Source organism: Streptomyces acidicola, from assembly GCF_009377235.1.
In the GTDB taxonomy this organism is placed as follows: Bacteria; Actinomycetota; Actinomycetes; order Streptomycetales; family Streptomycetaceae; genus Streptomyces; species Streptomyces acidicola.
On sequence record NZ_VMNX01000404.1, the window covers coordinates 1 to 4822 of the forward strand.

Genomic DNA, 4822 nt, shown 5'->3' on the forward strand with positions numbered 1-4822 from the left:
GCCGACCGGCCCCCCGCCCCCCGGAGGGCACCCCACCACGGGCGGAACTCGCCCGCATGGCCCGTGCCGGCCTGGAAGACGCGGCCCGCGTCGCCCGCTGGACCGACGCCGCCTTCCGCCCCGGCCGTGAGGGCGCGAGCTCCGACAGCAAGGGCACCCTCTCCGCCGCGACCGCGGAGCGGGCCGCCGCCGAGCTGGGGCTGACCCCGGATCAGATCCGCCACGACTGGGACACGGCACGCCTCGCCGGGCTCGTCGAGGTGCACGGCGACACCGCCCGCCCCGGCTGGCGGCTGCGTGCCTGGAACCGGGACGACAGCGCCGTCCTGCGTGGCTGGGTCGCCCTCTTCGACGCCTGGTCGCTCGCCCACCCCGAACCCGCGGACCGCGAGCCCGCCGCCGTCGCCGAGGTCGTCTCCGCGATGCCCCAGGTCCTCTCCTTCCTCCAGCTCTCCGCCGGTCCCGTACCGGTCGAGCAGCTCCTCGACCTCCTGCAGCAGCGGGTCACCGAGCTGCGCACCGAACGCTGCGAGATCCCGTTCGGACCCCAGCCTGAGCCCGCCGCGGACACCGACGAGCCGGAGACGAGCCCCGACGACACCACCCTCGCCCCGCTCCTCGACTGGGCCCTGCACGCTCTCGCCTCCGTCGGCGCCCTCACCTACGGCGACGGTCAGGCCACGCTCACCCCGCTCGGCAGCTGGGCGGTCTGGGTGAAGCTGGAGCAGATCTGCGTCGCCGCGCAGAGCCCCGCCGGGAACATCGAGGTGTCCGCCGAGGGCATGCTCCGCGGCTGCGCCCAGCTCCGGCCGAACGCCGCCCGCGACGAGTACCGCGCCTGGCTCGCCGCCCGCCCCGTCGGCAGCGCCGTCACCGAACTCATCGACGCCGCCCGCGGCGAGGACGCCCTGCTGCGCGGCCTCGCCTTCGAGGCGCTCCGCGTCGTCGGAGCCCCCGCCGAGCCCGACGTGCACGCCGTGGTCGACGAGACCCCGCTGCGGCCCTACGCGCTGCTGTGGCTCGCCGAGCACGACGGCGCCGACCCCGAGGAGGCCCACGAGGTACTCACCCGCGACGAGGCCACCTGGCTCTGGGTGGACACGGCCGCAGCCATCGCCGACCACGGCGAAGCCCCGCTCCTCGTACGGCACTTGGAGTCCGCGGTCCAGGCCACCGTGCCCGCTCTCCTCCAGGAGATCCGGGCCGTCGGACACCCCCGCACCGTGCAGGTCCTGGTCGCCCTCGCCGCCGCACACCCCGACCCCGCCCTGGCCAAGGCCGTACGCCGCGCCGCCTTCCAGGTCCACACCGGCGGGAGCTGACCCCTCCCGGGGCGTATGTGCCGAAGCTCCACACCCTGCCCCCGGCGTCCCGGGCCATGTGGTGCCACGACCCGTGGTCCTGGCCTGCCGGGGGCATCCGCATCCACTGGCTCGCCGGCATCGGTGACCGAGACCACGCGAGCCCGTACGGGGAGGGCGGAAAACCGCTTGCCGCCCCCCGTTAGAATTGGCCGCATGGCCATTCTCCTCGCGCATTAGACGGCGTGACCGCCCTCAGCCGCCCACCCCGCCGTCAACGACCCTGCCCTGGAGTCTGTCCGTGATCTCCGCCTCTGGTATCGAGCTGCGCGCCGGTGCCCGCGTCCTCATCGAGTCCGCTTCCTTCCGTATCGCCAAGGGCGACCGCATCGGCCTGGTCGGCCGCAACGGCGCCGGCAAGACGACCCTGACCAAGGTCCTCGCGGGCGAGGGCATCCCCGCCGCGGGGTCGGTGACCCGTTCCGGCGAGGTCGGCTATCTGCCGCAGGACCCGCGCACCGGCGACCTGGACGTGCTCGCCCGTGACCGCGTCCTGTCCGCGCGCGGCCTGGACGTCCTGATCCGCAAGATGCGGGACAACGAACAGCGCATCGCCGCCGGCAAGGGCTCCACCCGCGAGAAGGCGCTCAAGCAGTACGAGCGCCAGGAGACCGAGTTCCTCACCAAGGGCGGATACGCCGCCGAGGCCGAGGCCGCCACCATCGCCGCCGCGCTGAACCTGCCCGACCGGGTGCTCGGCCAGCCGCTCCATACGCTCTCCGGCGGTCAGCGACGCCGTATCGAGCTGGCCCGCATCCTGTTCTCCGACGCGGACACCCTCCTGCTGGACGAGCCGACGAACCACCTCGACGCCGACTCGATCATCTGGCTGCGCGACTACCTGAAGACCTACCGCGGCGGCTTCATCGTCATCTCCCACGACGTGGACCTGGTCGACACGGTCGTCAACAAGGTGTTCTACCTGGACGCCAACCGCGCCGCGATCGACATCTACAACATGGGCTGGAGGCTGTACCAGCAGCAGCGCGAGGCCGACGAGAAGCGCCGCAAGCGCGAGCGGGCCAACGCCGAGAAGAAGGCCTCCGCCCTGAACGCGCAGGCCGACAAGATGCGCGCCAAGGCCACCAAGACGGTCGCCGCGCAGAACATGGCCCGCCGCGCGGACAAGCTGCTGGCCGGTCTGGAGGCGGTCCGCCAGTCCGACAAGGTCGCCAAGCTGCGCTTCCCCGAGCCCGCGCCCTGCGGCAAGACCCCGCTCACCGCCGAGGGCCTGTCCAAGTCGTACGGCTCGCTGGAGATCTTCACCGACGTCGACCTGGCCATCGACAAGGGCTCGCGCGTGGTCATCCTCGGCCTGAACGGCGCGGGCAAGACGACCCTGCTCCGCCTCCTGGGCGGCGTCGAGAAGCCCGACACCGGCCAGGTCGTCGAGGGTCACGGACTGAAGCTCGGCTACTACGCGCAGGAGCACGAAACCCTCGACCCGGACCGCACGGTGCTGGAGAACATGCGCTCGGCCGCACCCGACATGGACCTCGTCGAGGTCCGCAAGGTGCTCGGCTCGTTCCTGTTCTCCGGCGACGACGTCGACAAGCCCGCCGGTGTGCTCTCCGGCGGTGAGAAGACCCGCCTCGCGCTCGCGACACTGGTCGTCTCCTCCGCGAACGTCCTTCTCCTCGACGAACCGACCAACAACCTCGACCCGGCCAGCCGCGAGGAGATCCTCGGCGCCCTGCGCACGTACAAGGGCGCGGTCGTCCTGGTCACCCACGACGAGGGCGCGGTCGAGGCGCTGCAGCCGGAGCGGATCATCCTGCTGCCGGACGGCATCGAGGACCTCTGGGGCGCCGACTACGCCGATCTCGTCGCCCTCGCCTGACCCCGGCCGGCCACCCTCCGGCCACTCGTCGGTCAGTCGTCGGTCAGTCCCGCGGTCATTCGCGTGGCCATTCGCGCGGTCATTTCCGCGTGATCGAATGACTGATCCACTGCGTATGGATCATTCGGCCGATGCGTGATCCATCATCTGTGTGAGATCTCCTCGTACCGAGGTGTGTACTCCAACCGTTTCACGGCCGAGCCCTCCCGAGCCGGGGGCTCGGCCGTCGCGCGTCGCTGACCTGCCGCTTCACGGAACAACCCGTTCGGGTGTACGGACGCGCTTGTGCGGAATTCCGTATTCCACTCGTGGGGATGTGCTCCCGTCGTCACAACCTTGTCTCACGGACCTTGCCGAATGGGTGGCCATCACGCCCCGGAGGGGTGATCATGAGGAGACCAGAGCGCACTTCCCATGAGGAGGCACGGGTGGCCGAGACTCTGAAGAAGGGCAGCCGGGTGACCGGCGCCGCGCGCGACAAGCTCGCGGCAGACCTGAAGAAGAAGTACGACTCCGGTGCGAGCATCCGAGCGCTGGCCGAGGAAACCGGCCGCTCGTATGGCTTCGTCCACCGGATGCTCAGCGAGTCGGGCGTCACGCTGCGAGGACGCGGCGGGGCGACGCGGGGCAAGAAGTCCACGTCGGTCTGACGCCGGGCGGCCCATCGGCTTCGATGGTGGCCACCCGGTCGGCCGACCGACCGGCCGGGTGGTTACTGTGCAGTCACTTGGGGACGCCGTCGTGCGACCACGTACGGCGTCCCGACCGACCGCACGCACCGGAGGCGCCCATGGCTTCGCTCGACAAGGACCTCGCTCCCGTACTCGACAAGAACGGCGTGCGTCTCACTGTCGATGAGGCGCTCGCCACGGTGACACTGACCAACCCGGCCAAGCGCAACGCCCAGAGTCCCGCTCTGTGGCGGGCGTTGGCCGAGGTTGGGCGAACGCTGCCGGGCTCCGCCCGGGTGGTCGTGCTGCGCGCCGAGGGCAAGTCGTTCTCGGCGGGGCTCGACCGGCAGATGTTCACGCCCGAGGGAATCGAGGGCGAGGCGTCGTTCGTCGATCTCGCGCGCCGTGACGACGCCGATCTCGACGCGACCATCGCCGCGTACCAGGAAGCGTTCACCTGGTGGCGCCGCAGCGACATCGTGTCCATCGCCGCCGTGCAGGGACACGCCATCGGTGCGGGCTTCCAGCTCGCGCTCGCCTGTGATGTGCGCGTCGTCGCGGACGACGTGCAGTTCGCCATGCGCGAGACCAGCCTCGGACTCGTCCCCGACCTGACCGGCACACATCCCCTGGTGAGCCTCGTCGGGTACGGTCGCGCGCTCGAAATCTGCCTGACCGGGCGCTTCGTGCAGGCGGAGGAAGCGGTGCAGACCGGCCTCGCCAACCTCGCCGTGCCCGTCGGCCAGCTCGACGACGCCGTCAGCGATCTGGCGTCGGCGGTGCTCGCCGCGCCACGCGACGCCGTGATCGAGACCAAGGCGCTGCTGCGGGGGGCGCAGGAGCGGACGTACGACGACCAGCGCGCCGCCGAACGCGCCGCGCAAACGAGGCGGCTGCGGGACCTGGCGGGCATCGGGGAGTAGACCGGGAGGCAGGGGCAGGGGCAGGGG

The 4822-nt window shown here is 71.5% G+C and carries 4 protein-coding genes and 1 pseudogene; 4 read left to right on the top strand and 1 reads right to left on the bottom strand.

Going from position 1 to position 4822, the window contains the following annotated elements:
* Window positions 1–1322: hypothetical protein (locus FPZ41_RS44785; RefSeq protein WP_228023437.1), on the top strand; the 1322-nt coding region annotated here is incomplete at its 5' end.
* Between the two features lie 4 nt (window positions 1323–1326).
* Here FPZ41_RS44785 and FPZ41_RS49260 read toward each other — a convergent pair.
* A pseudogene (locus FPZ41_RS49260) lies at window positions 1327–1419 on the bottom strand (VOC family protein); the annotation flags it as partial.
* Between the two features lie 183 nt (window positions 1420–1602).
* Between FPZ41_RS49260 and FPZ41_RS44795 the strand changes: the two are divergent.
* From FPZ41_RS44795 to FPZ41_RS44805, 3 genes are all read left to right on the top strand, one after another.
* On the top strand, window positions 1603–3201 hold the full coding sequence (locus tag FPZ41_RS44795; protein ID WP_322621533.1) for an ABC-F family ATP-binding cassette domain-containing protein: 1599 nt from the start codon (window positions 1603–1605) through the stop codon (window positions 3199–3201).
* 428 nt (window positions 3202–3629) lie between these two features.
* Window positions 3630–3851 carry a helix-turn-helix domain-containing protein gene (locus tag FPZ41_RS44800; RefSeq protein WP_181587323.1) on the top strand — a complete coding sequence of 74 codons (222 nt, stop codon included), beginning with the start codon at window positions 3630–3632 and terminating at the stop codon, window positions 3849–3851.
* Between the two features lie 140 nt (window positions 3852–3991).
* Window positions 3992–4795 (top strand): enoyl-CoA hydratase/isomerase family protein, encoded by an 804-nt coding sequence (locus tag FPZ41_RS44805; protein WP_152870474.1) that lies wholly within the window; start codon window positions 3992–3994, stop codon window positions 4793–4795.
* The last annotated feature ends 27 nt before the right edge of the window (window positions 4796–4822 follow it).

Bases quoted from the DNA above. Each gene is read 5' to 3' on its own strand.
- FPZ41_RS44805 (WP_152870474.1), top strand. From the start codon at position 3,992: ATGGCTTCGCTCGACAAGGACCTCGCTCCCGTACTCGACAAGAACGGC.